Source organism: Mucilaginibacter jinjuensis (assembly GCF_028596025.1).
Taxonomy (GTDB): Bacteria; Bacteroidota; Bacteroidia; order Sphingobacteriales; family Sphingobacteriaceae; genus Mucilaginibacter; species Mucilaginibacter jinjuensis.
Window position 1 is genome coordinate 1667669 of record NZ_CP117167.1, and the last position, 21025, is coordinate 1688693.

Annotated in this window: 25 protein-coding genes and 5 tRNA genes; 26 read left to right on the forward strand and 4 right to left on the reverse strand. The window is 40.5% G+C overall.

Going from position 1 to position 21025, the window contains the following annotated elements:
* The first annotated feature begins 183 nt into the window (after positions 1–183).
* Entirely contained in the window at positions 184–2955 is a 2772-nt protein-coding gene (locus PQO05_RS07595; RefSeq protein ID WP_273632104.1) for a P-loop NTPase fold protein, read from the forward strand.
* Between the two features lie 225 nt (positions 2956–3180).
* Here PQO05_RS07595 and PQO05_RS07600 read toward each other — a convergent pair whose 3' ends face one another.
* The gene (locus tag PQO05_RS07600) at positions 3181–3618 is read right to left on the reverse strand and encodes a helix-turn-helix domain-containing protein (RefSeq protein ID WP_273632105.1); all 438 of its coding nucleotides are present in this window, start codon (positions 3616–3618) and stop codon (positions 3181–3183) included.
* 380 nt (positions 3619–3998) lie between these two features.
* Here PQO05_RS07600 and PQO05_RS07605 point away from each other — a divergent pair, with 380 nt between their 5' ends.
* The 5 genes from PQO05_RS07605 (at position 3999) to PQO05_RS07625 (ending at position 6945) form a co-directional block, all read left to right on the forward strand.
* The gene (locus PQO05_RS07605; protein ID WP_273632106.1) at positions 3999–4235 is read left to right on the forward strand and encodes a hypothetical protein; all 237 of its coding nucleotides are present in this window, start codon (positions 3999–4001) and stop codon (positions 4233–4235) included.
* Positions 4236–4304: 69 nt separating this feature from the next.
* On the forward strand, positions 4305–5234 hold the full coding sequence (locus tag PQO05_RS07610; RefSeq protein WP_273632107.1) for an RteC domain-containing protein: 930 nt from the start codon (positions 4305–4307) through the stop codon (positions 5232–5234).
* A 186-nt stretch (positions 5235–5420) separates the two neighbouring features.
* Positions 5421–6530, forward strand: a complete 1110-nt coding sequence (locus tag PQO05_RS07615; RefSeq protein WP_273632108.1) for a glycoside hydrolase family 26 protein — start codon at positions 5421–5423, stop codon at positions 6528–6530.
* Positions 6520–6672 (forward strand): hypothetical protein, encoded by a 153-nt coding sequence (locus PQO05_RS07620; protein ID WP_273632109.1) that lies wholly within the window; start codon positions 6520–6522, stop codon positions 6670–6672. The genes PQO05_RS07615 and PQO05_RS07620 overlap by 11 nt, the downstream gene beginning before the upstream one ends.
* 30 nt (positions 6673–6702) lie before the next feature.
* A complete protein-coding gene (locus tag PQO05_RS07625; RefSeq protein ID WP_273632110.1) occupies positions 6703–6945 on the forward strand; it encodes a hypothetical protein in 243 nt (80 codons plus the stop codon).
* Positions 6946–6953: 8 nt separating this feature from the next.
* Here PQO05_RS07625 and PQO05_RS07630 read toward each other — a convergent pair whose 3' ends face one another.
* Genes PQO05_RS07630 through PQO05_RS07640 form a run of 3 tightly spaced genes read right to left on the reverse strand, consistent with a single transcriptional unit; the run spans position 6954 to position 9258 of the window.
* Positions 6954–8039 carry a DegT/DnrJ/EryC1/StrS family aminotransferase gene (locus PQO05_RS07630; protein WP_273632111.1) on the reverse strand — a complete coding sequence of 362 codons (1086 nt, stop codon included), beginning with the start codon at positions 8037–8039 and terminating at the stop codon, positions 6954–6956.
* Positions 8036–8410, reverse strand: a complete 375-nt coding sequence (locus PQO05_RS07635) for a sugar 3,4-ketoisomerase (protein WP_273632112.1) — start codon at positions 8408–8410, stop codon at positions 8036–8038. The genes PQO05_RS07630 and PQO05_RS07635 overlap by 4 nt, the downstream gene beginning before the upstream one ends.
* A gap of 11 nt (positions 8411–8421) precedes the next feature.
* On the reverse strand, positions 8422–9258 hold the full coding sequence (locus PQO05_RS07640; protein ID WP_273632113.1) for a beta-1,6-N-acetylglucosaminyltransferase: 837 nt from the start codon (positions 9256–9258) through the stop codon (positions 8422–8424).
* A gap of 262 nt (positions 9259–9520) precedes the next feature.
* Here PQO05_RS07640 and PQO05_RS07645 point away from each other — a divergent pair, with 262 nt between their 5' ends.
* The 20 genes from PQO05_RS07645 (at position 9521) to rplL (ending at position 20927) form a co-directional block, all read left to right on the forward strand.
* Positions 9521–10099, forward strand: a complete 579-nt coding sequence (locus PQO05_RS07645; protein WP_273632114.1) for a carboxymuconolactone decarboxylase family protein — start codon at positions 9521–9523, stop codon at positions 10097–10099.
* Between the two features lie 8 nt (positions 10100–10107).
* The gene (locus tag PQO05_RS07650) at positions 10108–11337 is read left to right on the forward strand and encodes a DUF3179 domain-containing (seleno)protein (RefSeq protein ID WP_273632115.1); all 1230 of its coding nucleotides are present in this window, start codon (positions 10108–10110) and stop codon (positions 11335–11337) included.
* 73 nt (positions 11338–11410) lie between these two features.
* Positions 11411–12982, forward strand: a complete 1572-nt coding sequence (locus PQO05_RS07655; RefSeq protein ID WP_273632116.1) for a glycoside hydrolase family 28 protein — start codon at positions 11411–11413, stop codon at positions 12980–12982.
* Between the two features lie 64 nt (positions 12983–13046).
* A complete protein-coding gene (locus PQO05_RS07660; protein WP_273632117.1) occupies positions 13047–13322 on the forward strand; it encodes a hypothetical protein in 276 nt (91 codons plus the stop codon).
* 60 nt (positions 13323–13382) lie between these two features.
* Positions 13383–13910 (forward strand): adenine phosphoribosyltransferase, encoded by a 528-nt coding sequence (locus PQO05_RS07665; protein ID WP_273632118.1) that lies wholly within the window; start codon positions 13383–13385, stop codon positions 13908–13910.
* 227 nt (positions 13911–14137) lie between these two features.
* The gene (rpsU, locus tag PQO05_RS07670; RefSeq protein ID WP_074487938.1) at positions 14138–14329 is read left to right on the forward strand and encodes a 30S ribosomal protein S21; all 192 of its coding nucleotides are present in this window, start codon (positions 14138–14140) and stop codon (positions 14327–14329) included.
* Between the two features lie 81 nt (positions 14330–14410).
* Complete coding sequence (locus PQO05_RS07675) at positions 14411–15301, forward strand: tyrosine-type recombinase/integrase (protein WP_273632119.1); 891 nt, start codon at positions 14411–14413, stop codon at positions 15299–15301.
* Positions 15302–15314: 13 nt separating this feature from the next.
* Entirely contained in the window at positions 15315–15668 is a 354-nt protein-coding gene (gene hpf / locus PQO05_RS07680; RefSeq protein ID WP_273632120.1) for a ribosome hibernation-promoting factor, HPF/YfiA family, read from the forward strand.
* 170 nt (positions 15669–15838) lie between these two features.
* A tRNA-Thr gene (locus tag PQO05_RS07685) sits at positions 15839–15911 on the forward strand.
* A gap of 79 nt (positions 15912–15990) precedes the next feature.
* A tRNA-Tyr gene (locus tag PQO05_RS07690) sits at positions 15991–16073 on the forward strand.
* Between the two features lie 111 nt (positions 16074–16184).
* Positions 16185–16257: transfer RNA gene (locus PQO05_RS07695), tRNA-Gly, on the forward strand.
* 116 nt (positions 16258–16373) lie between these two features.
* Positions 16374–16445, forward strand: a tRNA-Thr gene (locus PQO05_RS07700).
* A gap of 68 nt (positions 16446–16513) precedes the next feature.
* Entirely contained in the window at positions 16514–17701 is a 1188-nt protein-coding gene (gene tuf / locus PQO05_RS07705) for an elongation factor Tu (RefSeq protein WP_166584404.1), read from the forward strand.
* Positions 17702–17772: 71 nt separating this feature from the next.
* A tRNA-Trp gene (locus tag PQO05_RS07710) sits at positions 17773–17843 on the forward strand.
* A gap of 23 nt (positions 17844–17866) precedes the next feature.
* Positions 17867–18064, forward strand: coding sequence for a preprotein translocase subunit SecE (gene secE, locus PQO05_RS07715; protein ID WP_273632121.1), 198 nt, complete (start codon positions 17867–17869; stop codon positions 18062–18064).
* 16 nt (positions 18065–18080) lie between these two features.
* Positions 18081–18623 (forward strand): transcription termination/antitermination protein NusG, encoded by a 543-nt coding sequence (gene nusG, locus PQO05_RS07720; RefSeq protein WP_074487947.1) that lies wholly within the window; start codon positions 18081–18083, stop codon positions 18621–18623.
* A gap of 174 nt (positions 18624–18797) precedes the next feature.
* Entirely contained in the window at positions 18798–19241 is a 444-nt protein-coding gene (rplK, locus tag PQO05_RS07725; protein ID WP_273632122.1) for a 50S ribosomal protein L11, read from the forward strand.
* A gap of 23 nt (positions 19242–19264) precedes the next feature.
* Positions 19265–19963 carry a 50S ribosomal protein L1 gene (gene rplA, locus PQO05_RS07730; RefSeq protein ID WP_273632123.1) on the forward strand — a complete coding sequence of 233 codons (699 nt, stop codon included), beginning with the start codon at positions 19265–19267 and terminating at the stop codon, positions 19961–19963.
* Positions 19964–19965: 2 nt separating this feature from the next.
* Positions 19966–20487, forward strand: coding sequence for a 50S ribosomal protein L10 (gene rplJ / locus PQO05_RS07735; RefSeq protein ID WP_273632124.1), 522 nt, complete (start codon positions 19966–19968; stop codon positions 20485–20487).
* A gap of 59 nt (positions 20488–20546) precedes the next feature.
* Positions 20547–20927, forward strand: a complete 381-nt coding sequence (gene rplL / locus PQO05_RS07740; protein ID WP_273632125.1) for a 50S ribosomal protein L7/L12 — start codon at positions 20547–20549, stop codon at positions 20925–20927.
* The last annotated feature ends 98 nt before the right edge of the window (positions 20928–21025 follow it).

Below are 21025 nucleotides of genomic sequence, written 5' to 3' on the forward strand. Positions count from 1 at the left end.
TAAAATTCCGGATCAGCACGTATTTGTGTTTTGTTTTTTGAAGGACTGCGCAGCACGTATGCGCTTTGATGACAACCGGGCTTCAAAAAAGCAGCATCAGGCCTTTTTTAAAATCTGATTTTGCAACGCTGTCTTTAATTCGCAAATTTGGATGAGTGGCGGCATTAACGCTGTCCCTGTTAAATGACTACACCTGACCTGCATTATCACCAGAGAGAAGCAATCGCAAAAATCATGGAACAGATTGAACATGGCAATAAGCGCGTTGCTATTGCAATGGTTCCTGGTTCCGGAGTAAGTGCCGTAATAATTGGTCTTGTCTCAGAATATTTAAAATTAAAAAAAGATAAGGAGCTCTCAAATGTGCTGGTATTAACGCAAAGTACAGCAGAGCAGCAAATGATGGCCAATACCCTGCAGAAAACGCCCTTTCCGTGGGAAATTCGTTTAACGTACAATAGCGGCAGGCAGGAAAATGATGAAGTAACAATCTTGCCGCTTAAATCAATTACAAATATAAGCGATCCACGGGCCGCCGCTTACTTGGGGGGAAACCTTCCGGAGCTTATACTGATTACAGGTATCAGACCGGCCAATCCGTCACTTGATAAATTTTTGATGCGTTTTGAAGATGCTGTCCAAATCGCGGTCACCAGCATGCCTGAATCCGGGGAACGGTTTGGCGACCCTGTATTTACTTATTCGTTAAAGACTGCTTTGAAAGATGGTTTTTCACTAAAACCATATGCGGTTAAGCGGATGGAACTGTCGTTAAATGACGGGAGCAGATTATTGCCGGATTTTGAATTGTGGGGGGCCGATATGGCAGCTAACCGGGATTACCTTAGCGCTGCAGTCAAAATATTTCTTGAAGAAAATAGAGAACAAAAGGCCATTATTTATTGCCCGACAGTTTCTTTTTCGAAACTGATAGCTGAAATCATAAATAGCCGGGCCGGGGGACGCCAATATGCACTGACAGCAGATTCTTCCCTTTTTCCAAGGCAACGGCAAGAAGCATTAAATATATTTAAATCAAATCCTGAAAGACCTTTGGTATTATGTCTTGTAAATCCCGTGCCTGACTTTGGAAGCCTTTCGCTGGTCCGTACAGTTGCAATTTTCCGGAAAATTAAAAGCGTCGGTTTGCTGCAGGATATGCTGGTTCCGGGGCTCAGGCCATATCAGGGAAAAGAACAGTTACAGGTATTAGACTTTGCAGGCCTGGAGGATTTATTCCGTGTGCTGGATGAAAATGACGTTCCGGCTACGCCCGAACCGGAAAAAATAATACCGTCAGATGATTATTTCCGTAAGGCAGATATCCGGTTCAGGGATAAAAAAAATATAGAAGGCGTAATGGGCGTCGGTGAACTGGCAGAGGAACTGGCCGAAATTATAAAAATCATGCCTCCGGAACAGGGCAGTATGATCGGCATTTTCGGAAAGTGGGGAAGAGGTAAGACTTTTTTACTGGAACAGACGTGGGAAAAGCTTAAGGCCGACGAAACCTTTATAAAAGTTGACTTTCACGCATGGAAATACCAGGATACGCCGGCAACGTGGGCATATCTATACGAATGTATTTCCGGGGTGTATTTCAATCCTGAGGAAAACTGTAAATTATTGAATTGGATAATCCGCGCACGGCGGATCTTTTTTCTAAACATTAAGCGTAAAGGAATCTGGCCGATTTTTAAATTTCTGGCAATTCTTTCAGCAGGTTTATTTGCCGCAGTGTTAAGCAAAGAATTATCTGGGTTAGGCCGTGTTCAGCTGCAGCCCTACTTTAGTGCATTTGGTTTATCGGTTTCAGTTTTTACAACGTTATATGCGTTATTTACGACTGCAAAAAAGGACTATAGTGCCAAAGCTAAAGATCTTTTTCTCAAATATTCTGCAAAACACTCGTTTAAGGAACATCTCGGGGTTCAGGCCGAAATACAAAAGGAAACACTTACTTTACTGAAATGCTGGATTCCAAAAAAACTATCAGGAAAGCGTAAAATTATTTTGTTTGTAGAGGATATTGACCGTTGCAGTGAGTCAAAAGTTATACAAATTATTGATTCATTGCGGGTATTACTTGAAGATACCGAAATCGCCAAAAGGGTCATTGTGGTGGCAGCTGTCGACGAACGGATGTTAAAGCTGGCCATCCGGATGAAATATCATTCTTTAATTTCAGTAGACAAAAAGGAAGCGGACCATGCGGCAATGCTGACGAAGATGACAAATGAATATATTGATAAATTGTTCATCTCGGGCTTGAAACTTGGTGAACTGTCCATGGCCGATTCGGATGAATTTCTGATCGCTCTGACGAAGCCGGACAGGGTAGACGGTGCGCTGCCTGCACTGTCAGAATTATTTATAAGGGAGCGGGAGCGAGAGTATTCCAGACTGTCGCAACGTGCTCTTCATGCCAATATGGAATGGGATATCATTGATGCTGAAACGAATTATGAAGACTATGACATATATGAAGAGCCGGACTACGCTACCGAATATCTTGAAAATTCGGAAGACGAAGAGAGCATATCAAAGAGCATTACAGAGAGAGAGCTGTCCTCGGCGAATCCGGATTTGAATTCCCTGACGAATGAAGAAGCCGATATTTTACGGGTTTGCATTACGAGATATAAAGGCGCGACACCAAGGCAAATCCGGATATTTTATTACCGCTATCTCATCGCTAAAAATTTATTGATCCGGCATTACAAAAAACTTGGCCGGACGAGCGTATGGCAAAAGAAATCGCACAGTAGAATTCTGGCGACACTAATTGTGAGTTATACAATTCATGAAGATGAGGATATCATAGTAAAACATTTGGCGGAATCTGTAGACAGTGTGCTCGAACAGCAATCAGTCCAGTTAATGAAAGACACTGTAATCAGCCGGTTGGATTATCAGCAATTGTTACGGGTACTTGCTATCGTTATTGCATACTAATCCACTCATATAAAAGTGCACCTGTGTTATCGACTGGGTTAACTATTCAATAGACTGGCTATAACTAAATTTTAGTTCTATCCTGAATGTCTTCCAATGTAATTCCAGAGGCGTTAGAAATAGACCAAAGCTTCTCACGAATAATTTTTAAAGACGTTTTATCTATATACTGTTCAGGCATTAGACAAAAATGGTTTATGGAAATATTTCCGGTTTTGATAAACACTACTTGCGCCGTTCCTGATCTTTTTTCACCAGTAGTTCTACTTCTTTGGGATTTACGGTGGAAAAATCGAACATTTCTTCAACGTCTACTTTTAACGCCGTCGCTAATTCCACTATCTGATATGCACTCGGATTGGCGCCTTGCGTTTCATAACGATTTATGGTCTGCTTATCTTTCCCTTCTCCAAGTTTGGCAGCGAGCTCATTTTGCGCAAGTTTCTCACGCTCTCTAAGCTGTTTAATTCTTAAACCAAACTTAATTCTAAACTCAACCTGCTTTCGGGTCATGTAGCCAAGCTCAAGAATCTGCGAAAAATACTGGTCAACAAATTTGTTTACTTTTAAATAAAAAGTTATATTTGGTAAATATTTAGGTATAAAAGAGTCTTGCAACTCCAATTTCTCACGCCGTTGATGCAGGACAGCAGATATGCCCATTTCTTGTTATTGATTTGTATCTTGCAGGTCTTAATAAGAGTGGGTTTCTGCTGTAAATCCGTATCAACATAAGGCGTGAGAAACTAAATGGAGTTACGGTGTGCAGAAGCCCACTTTTATTAAGCTTTCTTCATAAGACTCGTCATTATAAATACGAGTATGCAATCCAGTTACAGATTTTCATTAATTAGTATAGCGAGTTCTCCAATTCTCATTGAAGCGATCTGCTGGCAACGCAAATCTTGGTATTTCTCTGTTAAGCATTTCCTTAGAAACCTCATCAAGGCGCCAGTTTAAATAAAATATTCATGTGATTACAATATTCAGTTTGTAATCTGAACTGCATCTTTCTTTTAACCCTTTTTTAACCTAACCATGTAATGAAGCTAAAATTATGCTTCCTGTTATTCCTATGCCCAATTCTCCGGGTTTTAGCGCAGGAACAAAATCATAAACTACCGGCAGTTGCATCGCAAAATACTGCGCTTTCCATCGGGCAATTGGTGCCTGACGTATTACTTTCACAGATACTAAATAATGATGGCAAGGTTATCCTTTTGTCGGACTTTCATGGTCAGTTGCTGATCATTGAATTAACAGATTTAGGTATCATTTAATACGTTGTTGTATTCCTAAAAGTTTTAATGTGTTGCTTAATAATTTTGTTGCCGGTAAGTGAAGGAGATATGGATAAATCTATTAAAGTAACGTATTCGCATCAGGCGGATACAGAATATAAAGTGGTTAATGCTTTTGTTGAAGAATTTTTAAATGGATTTAATAAGGTTTCGGGTAAAGAGATTAATTCCGCGAGATTCAGAAATACGTTACCTTTCGTGCGAAAGGCTATCTTGGAGCTGAGGACACTTTTCGAAAATTCACAATTTGATAAAAATTTAGATGAGGCTTATTTTTTTAAACATGTAAAACCGTTAATTTATTCTTATCTGATTTCAGAGATTGAGCTTAGCCGGATTTTTTTAAATAACCCCGAAATCCTGGAAAATTCAGATGCTACCTACTATTCGTCTTTTACAGAGAAGTACCGTAAGTTCTTTGTGATCAATAATTTCCAATACCGATATTATAAATCGCAATCAACAGAATTTGACGATTTACTATTTGTCCGGCGCAAAGACATTTCACTGACTACGATTGATTACTCGGTTTTATCTGATCCCGGTTTCTCAACTATGCTTGATCCTTTTTTTGCAAAATTTATGGCATTTGAGCGTGTTCAGGATGTCTTAAAGGATTTGACAAGGTGCCGGTCGAGCATTCGGAAGGAGGCACCAGGCGATACCGACATAACGCATAATTCTCTGACTTGGACAGGCGAGGCCATTAATTTGGTCGAAGTAGCTTATGGCATTTGGCTTACGGGGCAGATCAACAATGGTGAAGCCTCCATTTCTGAAATTATCCATTGGCTAGAAACAGGTTTTAAATTAAAAATTGGACGTGCTTATCGTAGATGGACTGAAATTTCACGAAGAAAGCTGATTAGTTCTACCAGATATTTGGATCAAATGAAAGATTCTATCAATAAAAGGATAGAAGATGAAAATGATTTAAAAGCTAACCGGCGACGTTCTACAAGAAACAGGGGCGGCTGATGATCTTTGGTCGATTTTATTACAACCTTGATGGAATAGTAATTGTAGTTAAAATACATGAAGATAGTGTGGCCGATCGTTGTAATTGGCAGATATATGATTTTAATACAATTTTCCGAAGTGGCATAGGATTTTATAGATAAAACTTGCCAATTTTACAGCACCATATTATCTATATAAGTATTAATGAAAAACATTCTGATTAGCTACATCGCTGCTATCCTTTCTTTTTATGGAATGAATACACAGGCTCAGTTTAAGCTGCCCAGCGACCCAAAGGCGACCAAAGGATCACAAAACCTCTACAATAGCATGCAGCGACTGATGGGTTCGAACATTATGTTCGGTCACCATGATGATACCGGCTACGGTGTTAACTGGCGCTTGCAGGATGATAGCTCTGATGTAAAGGCCGTAACAGGATCGTACCCGGCGGTTTATGGCTGGGACTTAGCCAAGCTGGAGCACGACAGCACGGCCGATATCAATGGCATTCCATTTAAAACGCAGCGTACACTGGTTAAAGAAGCTTATCAGCGTGGAGGAATAAATACTTTTTGCTGGCACATGGATAACCCGTTTAACGATCAGACAGCCTGGGATACTACTGCTAATAGCGTAAAGGAAATTTTAGCGGATGGCCCTACACATGATAAATATGTAGAGTACCTGGATAAAGCAGCCAAATACCTGAAGAATTTGAAAGACGATGATGGAGAGGCTATCCCTATCTTATTCCGCCCATTTCATGAATTAACCGGCGGCTGGTTCTGGTGGGGAAGTAAAACTACCGATCCACAGGATCTGGTAGCAATATGGCGCTTTACTGTAGATTATTTAAGAAAGAAAAAGAAAATACATAACCTGTTAATCGTGTATTCGACTGCTGATTTTAATTCGACAGAAGATTTTCTGGCCCGTTATCCCGGCGATGACTATGTTGATTTTGTAGGCTTTGATCTGTATTGCCTCGATAATAAGCAGAAGTTTGTGCAACGCTTAGATAAACAATTGAGCATTTTACAACAAGTGGCAAATGATCACCATAAAATAGCTTGTATACCAGAAATTGGTTACGAGGGCATACCTGATGCCAACTGGTGGACGGTTACTTTACTACCCGAAATATCGAAGTACAAATTATCGTACCTGCTTACCTGGCGTAATGGTAATCCTAATCATTATTACGCGCCCTATCCGGGTCAGCAAAGTGCAGCAGATTTTGTTAAGTTTTATAACAGCCCGAATATATTGTTCCAGAACAGGCTTTCGCCACTGGGGATTTATGGAAAATAGTAGAAAATATGATGACTGGTTTGATGAGCTAAGTGAAGAGCAACAAAAAGAAGTCTTAGAAGGGTTAGCTCAAGCAGATAATGGTGAAATAATTTCGCATGAAGAGGCTATTGGTCTATTTGGAAAATGGGGTTTGGTATAATGAATATCGTACTTTGTTTATATTTGCCCAATGAAAAATTTTAAGGTAGAAGCGGAGGGTGCAGAGTTTGATTTTTTTACCATGAACATAAAGCGGTTACAGGCCTTCCAGGTTTACGTCGCGCACAAGGGCGAACAAGTTCGATTCCACATGCAGCTGAATGACCAAACCGGCGATTTCTATATTACCGACAAAGCGAAGTGCCCTGCCGAATTTCACCAGGCAGAAGATCTGCTGAATAAAGCCATTAAAATTTACGGGAAAGAAGATTAAGCAGCTGCTTAAAAAGCATTCAGATTATCGATCACAAATTGCGCATCTTTTTCGGTGTGGCAATACGAGCAAGGAAGGCTTAACGTGGTTTGATGAATTGCTTCAGAAATTGGGAAATGCTGTCCCGCTAATAAATGCGATAAAGCTTTTTGTTGATGCGGCGGTACAGGATAATGAATTTCGGTACCAATACCTTGTTCTAGCAAATAAGCCTTCAACTCATCGCGGCGTGGGTGTCTTATATTGAAAATGTGGTAAACATCGGTATAATCGGCATCAACAACCGGCAATATAAAATCAGATTTAAGCTGATCAAGGTACATACCTGCCAGCTTTTGTTTGTGCGCATTGATGCTATCTAAAGCTTCGAGCTTAATTTGCAGAAATGCAGCCTGCAGTTCATCCAAACGGGAGTTTACACCCATGTACTCGTTATAATATTTCTTTTCAGAACCGTAGTTGCGGAGCTTACGCATTTTATCGGCATATTCAATATTATCGGTAGTAATAGCTCCGGCATCGCCTAAAGCACCTAAATTTTTGGTGGGGTAAAAACTGAAAGCACCAAATTCGCCAAAGGTGCCGGCCTTTTTGCCTTTGTGCATAGCGCCGTGTGCTTGTGCGCAATCTTCAATCAGCACCAGGTTATACTTTTCTTTAATGGCCATTATCGCATCCATATTGCAACATTTGCCATACAGGTGCACAATCATAATAGCCTTGGTTCTGGGTGTGATGGCTTTCTCTACCTCTGCCGGCTCAATATTATAGGTATGAATATCGGGTTCAACCAATACAGGTACCAGGTTATTATTGGTGATAGATAGTATGGTAGCTATATAGGTATTTGATGGTACAATAACTTCACTGCCCGGTTCAAAGTCGAAAGTTTTAAGAGAGAGCGTTAGCGCATCCAAACCATTAGCCACTCCTATGCAATAGGCCGATTGGTTCCATTGCGCAAATTGCTGTTCAAAATCATCGGTATATTTACCTAAGATATACCAGCCACTGTTTAAAAAATCGCTGAAACGTTGCTTAAACGCTTCGTTGAATGGCTTGTTTAGCTCGAACAGGTTTTCGTATGGGATCATTCTTTATGCTCGTATGGATCAAAAATATAATCTGTCGCATCAAAAGATGTAGATGCCAACACTAATAATATAGCATCGGGGGTAAAGTTTTTCATCACATGCCAGTCTTTTGTTTCCAGTATCAGGCATTTGTGCGGGCTGTCCATTTTAAAGATTTCTGTTTTTTCACCATCATCATTTACAATGGTGCAACGGCCCTGGATGCAGATTGCAGCCTGCACGGTTTTATGGTGCCGGTGCCCGCCGCGCGCCGAACTGTCAACCCCATATATATAAAAGAGGCGTTTAATATCAAAAGGTATCGCTTCATCCAACACGGTTAAGTTACCGCGGGTGTCGCTAAAGGTGGGGATGTTTATCAGGTAGGCCATTTATAGGGTATTTACAATTGATCCAGCATATCCAGCAATTTGCTGTCGGCATTTGCATTAAATTTTCGTGCAAACAGATCATCTGTATTCTTCAACGCTTCAAAGTCTTGTATGTTTAATGTTTTAGGATGTGAACCCCCTGCCGACCAGTCGATATACCTGAAATCGTTATTCACCAATTTATCTTTATGCTCAGAATTCATCAACACGGTTTGAAAAATAAATTCGTCGCTTCCCCAGGTAAACAGAAAAAACCGCTCAAGATGGGGTCTGCTTTCCACATACTCCACAACATATTTTGCACAATCTGTACTCAACATCCAAAACATCGACTTGCCGTAAGGCTTTAAATCTCCGGGCAATTTTCGTTTAGGTGTAAAAAAGTTAACAAATCTTTCCAGGCTGTATTTGCCCCTGAAAGTGAAATTAACAAAGTGATATTTTGTTATGCGTGGCAATGCTTCCAGCCATTGTTCTTCAATATTTTCAAACTCAATAAATTCTTTTCCTTTGTTGCGCTCAAAAAAGTTGACCATATAGTCAGCCGATTTTATGGGATAATCCTGGCCGCTAATAAAGTTAATATAGTCGTAACTTATTCCTGTAGAGGCAATTTCCTTAATACATTTAAAAGTAGCCTTAATGGTATTGTATCCAGCCCAACGTACATCTTCGCGGTTATGAACCAGAAAAACATTAGGGTACTGTTGTAAATACAGGTAGGGTTTTATACTGAATTTCTTATCAACGTGTATATAGAAATCAAACTCCGGATGTGATAAACGTTTAATTAAGCGCTCAGTCAGTTTGGGGTTAGTGTAAGTAAGTATCAGATGGGCGACTTTCATTATAGTTAATAGTACGACAAATTTTATACGGCGGTTTTCGCAATAGTCTCTCTATGGATAACAATATCGTGCCAAATATCATTAAAGTTGTAACACGTGATATTGGGATGATAAATTGAACAAAGTGAACAAAATTTGTTGTCGAAGTAATGAAATCAATGTTAAATTATTGGGATGTAACAGATATATTATATCTTTAAGATAATTATAAACCATGCTTTGCTAAACCAATACAGCGGGGCTGCCTAATTATTGAAAGAAAATGCCTTACATTCCATTAGATGATAAGCTACCCGGAATTACCGGATTATTAAACTATAGGCTGGATAGTGCATTGCCTATACGAGAACTTACCCAGATTTTATTGCGCGGTGAATCAACCTTAACCGAAGGCGAGCGCGAGTTAATTGCCACCGTTGTTTCACATGGCAATGAATGTCGCTTTTGCACAGCTGCGCATACCGCAGCGGCTGATGCGTTTTTAGGTGAAACCGAAACATCAGAAAAAGTAAAGAACGACCCTGATTATGCGCCCGTAAGCGTTAAAATGAAATTTTTACTGGAGATTGCCCGCAAAGTGCAGGTTAACGGTAAAAACGTAACATCCGAGCTGGTTGATTTAGCCAAAGAGGCTGGTGCCACAGACAGGGAGATACACGATACTGTACTGATTGCCGCTTTGTTTAGCTTATACAACCGTTATGTTGATGGTTTAAACTCAGTAACACCGTCTGTTGAATCAGGATTTTACGATCGCCTGGGCGGTATATTAAAAACAAGCGGTTATCTGCCTTTCGAAAACCGCTACGCGGCTTTACAGGCAGAACCTGTGGCCCAATAATGTAAGTGATGACGATTAAGAACAAGAGCCGCCTCTTCTGGATAGGGATTTTAATGCTGCTGATACCAGGTCTAGTGCATGCTTATTTACTGATGCCTTTTCCGGGCAGCCAGGATCTGGAGGCGATCACCGTATCGTATTATCTCGAAAAAATTGTACTGCCTTTACGGATATTCGGCGGCGGGTTAGTGCTGTGGTATCTTATTGTGTTTTTTAGCAAAGATACCCGCTGGCAAATGATGAGGAAAGTGGTGGCGCTGCTAGTATGTGTTGTTATTTATTGCATAACCGATGTGCAGTATAAAGCCGAAAAAATGTTCGAAGAGCCGCATGCTGTAGTTTTTGCCAACGCCCTGCAAAATAAGGTGCCTCAGGGCTATGTAATATTGGGCGTGGTGCATAACGGTGTGGCCAAGGCTTACCCATTAGTTTATCTGGGCTATCACCATAAAGTGCAGGATAACGTAGGGAATGAACCAGTATTGGTAACCTACTGTACCATGTGCCGCACCGGTAGGGTTTATAGTCCGCTTATTAACGGTAAACGTGAAAACTTTAGATTGGTAGGGGCGCGGCACTATAATGCCGTTATTGAAGACGAAAGCACAGGTAGCTGGTGGTATCAGGCCACGGGCAAAGCTGCTGTGGGCAAACTAAAAGGTTCATCGCTGCAGGAACTTAATTACGAGCAAACCACGCTGGAGGCATGGCTGCAAAGGCATCCCGAATCGCTGATTATGCAGCCGGATAATTTTTTTGCTAAAGATTATGCTGACCTTAAAAACTACGACCGCCGGCAGCCTGTGGATAAAGACAGCCTGTTGAAAAACAAGGATTCGTTGGTGCGGAAGAGCTGGGTAATTGGCGTAATTACAAACGGCAAGGAAAAAGCTTACGATTGGAGGGCCTTACATAAACAAGGCATACTGAATGATAGTTTAGGTAAGGCCAGTTTATTGATCAGTGTAGAAAGAGACAGCCTGAATTTCCATGTGCTGAATAGGGTGGTAGATAATAAGCCGCTGCATTTCAGTCTGAGTTCGGCAGATGTACTTACTGATACTGAAACGGGATCTGTTTGGAACTGGGATGGTCTTTGTACCGGTGGTAAACTAAAAGGCAAACAATTAACGGTTGTGCAGGCATACCAGGAGTATTGGCATTCATGGCATCACTTTCATCCGGCAACTACGTTATGGCATGGTAACAATGTGGCCTTGCATTTGGCTAAATTATAATCATTAAAGGGCATAATATTATTAGCTTCTATAATTAACAAGGCTCATTTTAGTAATACCAATTTAATGACCCATGATGAAGCTGAATTTGCTTTTTGCAATGCTGGTATGTTTTACCCATTCTGTTTTTGCGCAAACATTTAATATTAAAGATTACGGCGCCATTGCCGATGGCAAAACGGTTAATACCATTGCTATTCAAAAAACTATTGATGCGGCAAGTGCAAATGGAGGAGGGACTGTTGATGTACCTGCCGGAATTTTTGTAACAGGCACTATCCATCTTAAAAGTAATATCAACCTAAATTTCGAAAGCGGTGCGGTATTAAAAGGCAGCCCTAATCTGCAGGATTATGTAAGTTATACCATGCCGGTTTATGGCCTAAACTATTACGGTATGCTTTATACTACCGATGCCGAAAACGTTTCGATAACCGGTTTAGGCACTATCGATGGCAATAATCCGGCTTTTCATGATTTTACCAAGGCAAAAAAGATTGATGCCGAAAGCAGCAAACTAACCCGCCAGAAAGAAAATTATCGCCATGTAGAAAGCGGCATAGGTGATGGCCCGGTTGTACCGAATAAAGACCGCCCACACCAGATGGTGATCTTCTCTAATTGCAAAAATGTACACATCCGCGATGTATCTTTAATTAACTCGCCATTCTGGACTTTGCACATTGCTGATTGCGATGCTGTGAATATTTCTGACATCCGTTTATGGAGCGGTATCCTGGTGCCTAATGCCGATGGCATTGATGTAACCAGTTCGAGCAATGTAGTGATTAAAGGCTGCGATATTCGTGCCGGCGATGATGCCATTATTGTGGCAGGCTATGATCATCATTTCGAGATCCCTGGTTTTAAGCGCATTAAACATGTGTCTGAAAACGTTGTTATTTCGGATTGTAACCTGCAATCGTATTCGAGCGGTCTCCGTATCGGTTTTCTTGATCAAAATACCGTGCGCAATGTGCATGTAAGCCATGTTAACATCACCAACTCAACCCGTGGTATTGGCATATTTCTGCGTGATGAAGGCTCGCTGGAAAATATCACCTTCTCGGATATGCACATCGAAACCCATCTGCACACCGGCGACTGGTGGGGCAATGGCGAACCCATCCATATTTCGGCAGTACGTGGTAAAGAGCATGTGAAGATGGGAGTGATCAAAAATATCGAATTCAACAACATCAGCTGTACCGGCGAAAATGGTATGCTGATCTACGGCTGTATTGAAAGCGTGATACAGGATGTACGCCTTAATAATGTGTCCTTCCAGATACAAAACAGCAAACTGAACGATGTAGCAGGCGGCAATATCGATATGCGTGGGGCACTGTATTCTAAAGATCAGTTATTTTCCAGCGATATTTCCGGTTTGCTGGCTCATTATGTAGATGGCCTGTCAATCAATAACTTTAGATTGACCTGGGATAGCACGATTACGCAACCCTATTTTACCAACGGAATTTCAGCCGATCATTTTAAAAACTTATCCATACTCAACTTTAAAGGTTCGACGGCACCTCATAATACAAAAGTAGCTGTATTGGCGCTTAGCAATGGTAATGGGGTAGAAACGGACGTTAAAAATGTTTCGCAGTTTAATGTTACAGGGTTTAAAGTGTCAAAGTAAACTCTGTTTATAAAACCTTTTTGCTACTTAAGGGCTTTAATTATTTTAATTAATTAAAGTTTATATGAGCGCCTACCAGCAAAAATGGATAGAAGTATTACAACACGCCAATGTACCCAATTGGAAAATTAGTGATCAGGACAATGATATATTGATCCACGTACCTGATAATCATAGCATTAAAGAACTTGCAGATAACCTGGAGTTGGTGTTGGCTGAAGTATCGCTAGATATTACTTTGCCAAAAGAACGGTTGAAGTTTATTATCAGAAACTCCGGTGAAATGGTTGATTACGTTTTAAACCCCGGGGAAAGCGATTTAACGAGCAACGAAAATTAATTGAATTAATACCATTCCGTTTTTTTGCCTAATATTGATGAATATTAAGGTAAGTAAATAATGATCGATCAACAAATAAAAGCAGTTATACGGGATATTCGAGATTTTCCGAAACCTGGAATAATATTTAAGGATATCACACCGATACTTAAAGAACCTCCGCTTTGTAATGATATTGTTGATGCTTTTATCGAGCAATTAGGCGATACCCGCGTTGATGTAGTGGCAGGGGTAGAGAGCAGGGGCTTTTTATTTGGCTTAACCCTGGCCAACAAACTTAGCGTCCCTTTTGTGCCGGTACGTAAGGCTGGTAAACTACCTTATACTATTAAGCAAAAGGTTTATGAGCTGGAATATGGCACAGCTACCATCGAAGTGCACACCGATGCATTTGAGCCCGGCCAACGTATCTTAATCCATGATGATCTGTTAGCCACAGGCGGCACCGTTTGTGCAGCCAGCGACCTGATACAGGAAATGGGCGGAATAATAGCGGGTTTCTCGTTTGTGGTAGGTTTAAACTTCCTGAACGGTAAAGAGCGCATTACGCCAATAAGTGATAACATTATTGTACTGGCCGAGTATTAATTACGAGAATCTTCACCGAATGAGTCATTGCGAGGAATGAAGCAATCGTAAACGATACAGAGCTGCTCTGAAAATCTGGAATTGCTTCGTACCGCAATGACGGTAATAGCTTGGGCTCTTAGCTTTGAATGACAAATAGGCGCACCCCTTCATCTTTTACAAATACTATTTTGAAAATCAAATATTTCACTTATCTTTGCCGTCCCTGAAAGGAGGTATGAGGGTATATGATTATAGTAAATATTAAAGACGGCGAATCGTTAGACAAAGCGTTAAAACGTTTCAAAAAGAAATTCGAGAAAACTGGTGTATTGCGCGAACTACGCAGTCGTCAAGCATTCGAGAAAAAATCTGTTTCCCGCAGACACGAGATCAAACATGCGATCTACAAACAAAATATGAATTTAGACCAAGCGTAACTTTTGAAAAAAAGTTAAACTTTGTTATCATTATATTAAAACTATTTGTACATTGAATTCTACAATGTATAAATAGTTTTTATGTTTTTAGAGCGGTTCATTCAATACATACAGCACGAGAAGCGCTACTCTGCGCACACTGTAATCGCTTACAAAAACGACCTGGAGCAGTTTATTGCTTTCTTAAACCAGGATACCGATCAAATACCCGAACTTCATGAAATAACGCATCACCACATCCGCCAATGGGTTGTGAGCCTGATGGATGACGAGCGCAGCGCGCGTAGTGTTAACCGCAAGATTGCCACGCTACGTAAATACTTTAAATTCCTGGTTCAGGAAAAACTCATCGAGGCCAACCCGGCTTCGCGGGTACAAGCACCTAAAATTGCCAAACAACTGCCGGTAGTGGTAGAAGACGAGAAACTCTCCAAAATGCTGGATGGCGAAGACATCTTTACGCCCGATTTTAAAGGCATGCGCGATAAATTGGTTATCGAGCTGTTGTTCGGCACAGGCATACGTTTGGCCGAGCTGCTGGGCATTACAGAAACCGACTATAATGCTTACGAAGGCACGGTTAAGGTTTTAGGCAAACGCAATAAAGAGCGTATAGTACCTGTAAACACCCAATTGAAGCTATTGATAGCCGATTACCTGGTGTTAAAAAAAAGTGAAAATTTTAATAACAAATCGTTAACGCTAATCGTTACAAATAAGGGAGCCGATGCTTATCCGAAACTAATATATTTAATAGTGCATAAATATTTGTCAGGCATATCAACACAGGATAAAAGAAGCCCCCACGTGCTAAGGCATACCTTTGCAACCACATTGCTTAATAAGGGGGCCGATTTAAACGCTATTAAAGAATTATTAGGGCATGCAAGCCTCAGTGCAACCCAAGTTTACACCCACAACTCAGTGGAACGTTTAAAATCTATTTATAAACTGGCCCATCCAAAGGCCTAAAACAGGAGGAATCATGAAAATTTCAGTTCAATCAATTCATTTCAATGCCGACAAAAAATTGTTAGACTTCATACAGAAGAAAGTAAATAAACTGGATCAGTTTTATGATAAAATAATTAGTGGGGAAGTGTACCTGAAACTAGAGAACGTAGAAGACGAATCGAACAAAATAACGGAGATCAAATGCCTGATACCTGGTAGCCAGTTGTTTGTAAAAGAAAAGTGCAAAAGTTTTGAGGAAGCTACTGATTTGGCAGTTGAAAGTTTACGCAAGCAGATTGAACGCCATAAGCAGAAAAAAGCCGCTGCAGCAGAGACAGCCGCGAAAGTGGTACTTAGCGAAGCCGAGTTAGAAGACGAATTTTAGCAATAAAAGGCCTTTAAAATGGCCAAAATCCGCAGGTTTTAAGCCTGCGGATTTTTTTTGCAAAAAAATTTTGTTCTGGTACAAAAATGTGTAGATTTGCATTCCCTTTTGAGAAGGTCATCAACGTAGAAGACAAGCATCAAAAGAGTTCTTTAAATTTATTGATAAAAGCCTCCTTAGCTCAGCTGGTAGAGCAACTGACTTGTAATCAGTAGGTCATTGGTTCGATCCCGATAGGAGGCTCAGAAAATTTTGATTTTCGGTTTGTAATGTGAAATTAAAAGTTCATATTTGCGACCCGAAACACACAAAATGTTTCGATGGGGGGATTCCAGAGCGGCCAAATGGATCAGACTGTAAATCTGCTGTCTTACGACTTCGGAGGTTCGAATCCTCCTCCCCCCACAGGCTAATGAGTGAATGATAGAATGAGTGAATTAGTGATTGAACAGGTTTAAAATAAAAAAGTTTTGAGCTCAATCATTCACTAACTCACTCATTCACTCATTAAAAAATGCGGAAGTAGCTCAGTTGGTAGAGCGATAGCCTTCCAAGCTATAGGTCGCGAGTTCGAACCTCGTCTTCCGCTCATAAAATGTCGGATTTCGAATTTTCGATTTCGGACTTAGATTAAGGGCTTTAAATCGGTGGTTTCGGAATACTAAATTCGAAATTGAACATTCGAAATCCGAAATCAAAATATAAGCCGACGTAGCTCAGGGGTAGAGCACTTCCTTGGTAAGGAAGAGGCCAAGGGTTCAAATCCCTTCGTTGGCTCGGAGTTTTATAGTAATATATAAACGACAATTTAAATAGAAAATTAACCTACAAACATTTTATAAATCATGGCAAAAGAAAAGTTTGACCGCAGCAAGCCGCACTTAAACATCGGTACAATCGGTCACGTTGACCACGGTAAAACAACCCTTACCGCAGCTATCACTAAAGTTTTGGCTGACAAAGGTTTTTCAGAAGCTCGTTCATTCGATTCAATCGACTCTGCTCCTGAAGAAAAAGAGCGTGGTATTACTATCAATACTGCTCACGTTGAGTACTCTACTGCTAACCGTCACTACGCACACGTTGACTGTCCAGGTCACGCGGATTACGTGAAAAACATGGTTACTGGTGCTGCTCAAATGGACGGTGCAATTATCGTTGTTGCAGCTACTGATGGTCCAATGCCTCAAACTCGTGAACACATCCTGTTGTCTCGCCAAGTTGGTGTGCCTTCATTAGTTGTGTTTATGAACAAAGTTGACATGGTTGATGATCCAGAACTATTAGAATTAGTAGAAATGGAAATCCGTGAGTTATTATCATTCTACGATTTCCCTGGTGATGATATTCCTGTTATTCAAGGTTCAGCTCTTGGTGGCTTAAACGCAGAACCAAAATGGGTTGAAAAAATTATGGAGTTAATGGATGCTGTAGATAGCTACATCCCAATCCCTCCACGTTTAACTGACCTTCCTTTCTTGATGCCAGTTGAGGACGTATTCTCAATCACTGGTCGTGGTACTGTAGCAACAGGCCGTATCGAGCGTGGTGTTATCAACTCTGGTGACGCTGTGGATATCTTAGGTATGGGTGCAGAAAACTTAAAATCAACTGTAACCGGTGTTGAAATGTTCCGCAAGATCCTTGACAGAGGTGAAGCAGGTGACAACGTAGGTTTATTGTTACGTGGTATTGATAAAGAAACTATCCGTCGTGGTATGGTTATTTGCAAACCAGGTTCAGTAACTCCTCACACAGATTTCAAAGCCGAAGTTTACGTATTATCAAAAGCTGAAGGTGGCCGTCACACTCCATTCTTCAACAGATACCGCCCACAATTCTATTTCCGTACTACAGACGTTACAGGTGAAATCACCTTAGCTGAAGGTGTAGAAATGGTTATGCCAGGTGATAACGTTACGATCACTGTTTCTTTGATCAACGCAATCGCAATGGAAAAAGGTCTACGTTTCGCTATCCGTGAGGGTGGTCGTACAGTAGGTGCTGGTCAGGTAACTGAAATTTTGAAATAAGAAATTTCAAAAGGTTAATTAGAAGCATAAGTCTGCAGTGCGAATTGCAGACTTATGTTTTCTTATAATACACGGGAATAGTTCAACGGTAGAATAGAGGTCTCCAAAACCTTTGATCAGGGTTCGAATCCTTGTTCCCGTGCTTAACATTGATTAATTAACAAGATGGCTAACAACGTAGCTGAGTATATTAAAGGATCTTACATTGAGTTAACTGAAAAGGTAACCTGGCCAACTTTCCGCGAATTGCAGAACAGCGCAGTTTTAGTATTGGTTGCGGCTATTATTATCGCTCTTGTAGTTTTTGGTATGGACCAGATAATCGGTTATTTAATCAAACAATTTTATAGTTCACTTACTTAATTTTTGATATATAGGGATGAGTGAAAATTTAAAATGGTACGTGGTTAGGGCCATTAGCGGGAAAGAAAAGAAAGTTAAACAATATTTAGATGCCGAAATTAATCGTTTGGGCCTTTCGCATTTAGTACCACAGGTATTAATACCTACCGAAAAGTACTACCAGATGCGTGATGGTAAAAAGATTGCAAAAGAGCGCAACTTTTTTCCTGGCTATGTATTAATGGAAGCTGCGTTAGATGGTGAGCTTGAGCACATCATTAAAAATATAAACAGCGTTATTGGTTTCCTGGGTGATAAAGCCGGAAATGCAATACCACTTCGCCAGGCCGAAGTTAACCGTATTTTAGGTAAGGTTGACGAGATGACCTCACAAGGCGAAACCATGAATGTACCATATTACGTTGGCGAAAACGTTAAGGTAATGGATGGTCCATTCAATGGCTTTAGCGGTGTGATTGAAGAGGTGAACGAAGAGAAAAAGAAATTGAAAGTAATGGTAAAGATATTCGGCCGCCGTACGCCGCTCGAATTGAATTACATGCAGGTAGAGAAAGAGTAGTTTTATTTCGGATGTCGGATTTTCGATATCGGATTTAGAAACATCAAAATATAGATTTCTTATTAAGAATGATAAATCCGAAATGGAACATTCGAAATCCGAAATCAAGAAGAGTGTTAAATGTTACAAAAGCTTCCACTTACTAACATTAAGTAACAAATAAATCAAAGTAAAATGGCAAAAGAAGTCGGTGCACTGGTAAAGCTACAAGTAAAGGGCGGCGCGGCAAATCCATCTCCTCCAATCGGCCCTGCATTGGGTGCGAAAGGTGTGAACATCATGGAGTTTTGCAAGCAGTTCAACGCACGCACCCAGGATAAACCTGGTAAAGTGCTTCCTGTAGTTATTACTGTTTATGTTGACAAGTCTTTTGATTTTATCATTAAAACCCCACCGGTTGCAATCCAATTATTGGAGGTAACAGGTTTAAAAAGTGGGTCGGCAGAGCCAAACCGTAAAAAGGTAGCCAGTGTAAACTGGAGCCAGGTTGAAACTATCGCCAAAGATAAAATGACTGACTTAAATGCATTCACAGTAGAGTCTGCCATGAAAATGGTGGCTGGTACTGCACGCAGTATGGGAATTACCGTATCTGGTACAGCACCCTGGAATAATTAATTAACACAAATCAGTTAAAGAAAGTGGCTAGATTAACAAAAAATCAAAAAGCAGTACTCTCCAAAATTGAGGCTAACAAATCGTATACGTTACAAGAAGCAACCGCTTTGGTAAAGGAAATAACCACTACCAAATTTGATGCTTCAGTTGATATAGATGTGCGTTTAGGCGTTGACCCACGTAAAGCCAATCAAATGGTGCGTGGTATCGCTACATTACCTCATGGAACTGGCAAAACTGTACGTGTTTTAGTACTTTGTACTCCTGACAAGGAACAAGAGGCTAAAGACGCAGGTGCAGATTTTGTAGGTTTGGATGACTATATTGCTAAAATAGAAGGCGGATGGACTGATGTTGATATTATCATCACTATGCCAAGCGTTATGGCTAAAGTAGGTAGACTGGGACGTATCCTGGGTCCACGTAACTTAATGCCTAACCCTAAATCAGGAACTGTAACTCCAAACGTTGGACAAGCGGTAACTGACGTAAAAGGTGGTAAAATTGACTTCAAGGTTGACAAAACCGGTATCATCCACGCCTCAATAGGTAAAGTATCTTTCGCGCCTGAGAAGATTTATGAGAATGCTTTAGAAGTCCTACAAGTAATCTCTAAATTAAAACCTTCTTCAGCAAAAGGAACATACTTCAAGAGCATTCACGTCTCTTCTACTATGTCGCAAGGTATTACAGTTGAAACTAAATCAGTAGCAGGAATTTAATCATGAACAGAGAAGAAAAAAACGACTTAGTTGTTGCTCTTGCTGATCAGATGAGAGAGTTCGGTAATTTTTATATCACCGATACTTCAGACCTGTCAGTTGAAAAGATCAACAAAATCCGTCGCAAATGTTTCGAAAGTGACATTACCATTAAAGTAGCAAAAAATAGCCTTATCCGTAAAGCTATGGAAGCTGTTGGTGGCGACTTTGACGATGTGTATGGCGTTTTAAAAGGTGCATCATCTATCATGTTCTCAAAATCAGCTACTGCCCCGGCAAAGTTGATTAAAGAGCTTAGAAGACAAGGTGACAAACCAGTTTTAAAAGCAGCTTACATTGATTCATCAACCTTCATCGGCGACGATCAATTGAACGCTTTAGTTGCATTGAAATCTAAAGAACAATTGGTTGGTGAGATCATCGGCTTATTACAATCTCCTGCTAAAAACGTTATTTCTGCATTACAATCAGGCGGAAATACAATTGCAGGGCTTGTTAAAACATTACAAGAAAGAGAAGGTTAACGAACACCTATAAAGTTCGAATTAAACAAATTACGTAATTAAGAAAAATTTAAAATAAAATGGCAGATTTAAAATCGTTTGCTGAACAGTTGGTAAACTTAACAGTAAAAGAAGTTAACGAATTAGCTCAAATCCTTAAAGATGAGTACGGTATCGAACCAGCTGCTGCTGCAGTAGCTGTTGCAGCTCCTGCTGCTGGTGGCGATGCTCCAGCTGCTGCTGCTGAGCAAACCGCTTTTGACGTTATCTTAAAAGAAGCTGGTGGTCAGAAATTAGCTGTTGTTAAATTAGTAAAAGATTTAACTGGCTTAGGTCTGAAAGAAGCTAAAGATTTAGTTGATGGTGCACCAAAAGAATTAAAAGCTGGTGTTTCTAAAGAAGAAGCTGAGTCACTTAAAAAGCAATTAGAAGAAGCTGGCGCGGTTGTTGAAGTTAAATAACTTTAACCCAGGCGATAGCCCAAAGCATAAGACTCCGACCTTTTTTGGTCGGGGTCTATTGCTATTTATATGGTTCTCATTTTTTGCTTGAATGTTTA